At 71.7% G+C, this 1,186-nt stretch carries 2 protein-coding genes; one reads left to right on the top strand and one right to left on the bottom strand.

Annotation, left to right across the window (positions count from 1 at the left end):
- Positions 1-132 precede the first annotated feature (132 nt).
- Complete coding sequence (locus ABZW32_RS37250) at positions 133-546, bottom strand: carboxymuconolactone decarboxylase family protein (RefSeq protein WP_356224963.1); 414 nt, start codon at positions 544-546, stop codon at positions 133-135.
- 43 nt (positions 547-589) lie between these two features.
- On the opposite strand from ABZW32_RS37250, the gene ABZW32_RS37245 reads away from it, so the two are divergent.
- The gene (locus tag ABZW32_RS37245) at positions 590-1,111 is read left to right on the top strand and encodes a MarR family winged helix-turn-helix transcriptional regulator (protein WP_356224961.1); all 522 of its coding nucleotides are present in this window, start codon (positions 590-592) and stop codon (positions 1,109-1,111) included.
- Positions 1,112-1,186: the final 75 nt, after the last annotated feature.

The raw sequence follows: 1,186 nt of genomic DNA, 5'->3' as shown, positions 1-1,186 counted from the left end.
GGGTGGGGTGCGGGTCTTAGTGCGATGGTTGGGTCTGCGGGTTGCGCACCGCGCGGCGCGCGGGTACAGCGCCCCCCCCCCCCTCGGAAGGGCGCCCCGGGCCCAACCCGGCGCCGGTCGGGCGCCGGCGGGTCAGGCGGCTCGCGTCAGCCGGTTCGCGAACGTCGAGACCGTGTACGTACCGATACCCAGGACCACCTCCAGGGCGTTCTGGCGCGTGTAGCCGGCCTCCCGGAACCGCCCCAGGTCCTCGTCGCTCACCGCCCCCGAAGACGCGAGCACCCGCAGGGTGAACTCCTCCACGGCCCGCAGTCGCTCCGGGTCCGGGGCAGGGCCCAGAGCGGTGAGCTTCGCCTCGTGCATATCCACGCACAGGTGGCACTGGTTGCGGGCGGCGACGGTCAGGATCACGGTTTCGCGGGAGTGGGGGTCCAGGGTGGTGGACTCGAAGATCTCACTCAGCTTGAGGAAGCCGTCGAGGGTGTGCGGGGAGACCTTCAGCAGGGCGACGGCGTTGGCGGTGCGGGCAGCCAGATCGTGGGACACGCGGAGCTCCAGACGGGATGGACCAATGGATAACATGGACAACATGGTTGACCATGTTGAGGAGAAAAACGTAAACCAGGTTGTCGATGGTGGCAAGGGTGACGGTCCGGGATTCGAGCTCCCGCTGCTCCTCTTCGCCGGCTTCCGCACCCTGATCGACCGACTGCACGCCCGCCTCGCCGCCGAGGGTCACCCCGACCTGCGACCCGCGTACGGCTTCGCCATGCAGGCCATCGGGCCGCGCGGGGCGACCGCGAGCGATGTCGGGCGCCGGCTCGGCGTCTCGAAGCAGGCCGCGGGCAAGACCGTGGACCGCCTCCTCGCCGCCGGCTACGCCGAACGCACCGACGACCCCGCGGACGCCCGCCGCAAGCTCGTCCGCCTCACCCCGCGCGGCTTCGACGCCCTGGCCCGTTCAGCCGTGATCTTCGACGAACTGAGGGGCGAGTGGGCCGGGGCCCTCGGCGCCGATCGGGTACGGGACATGGAGGCCGCGCTGCGCACCGTCGTGCCGGCCGAGACCGCGTACCGGCTGGACGCCACGAGCTGGCTCGGAGGGGCCTGACGCGGAGCCGCCGGTTGTGCGGGCGTGCGAAAACGCCCGGCGGGTGGTCCCGGCCGGGGGGTGTGGTTGGTGTTT

The sequence above is a fragment of the Streptomyces sp. NPDC004667 genome (genome assembly GCF_040609475.1).
GTDB lineage: Bacteria > Actinomycetota > Actinomycetes > Streptomycetales > Streptomycetaceae > Streptomyces.
The sequence above is the reverse complement of the archived record's forward strand: the minus strand, read 5'-3'. Positions and strand labels throughout refer to the sequence as shown.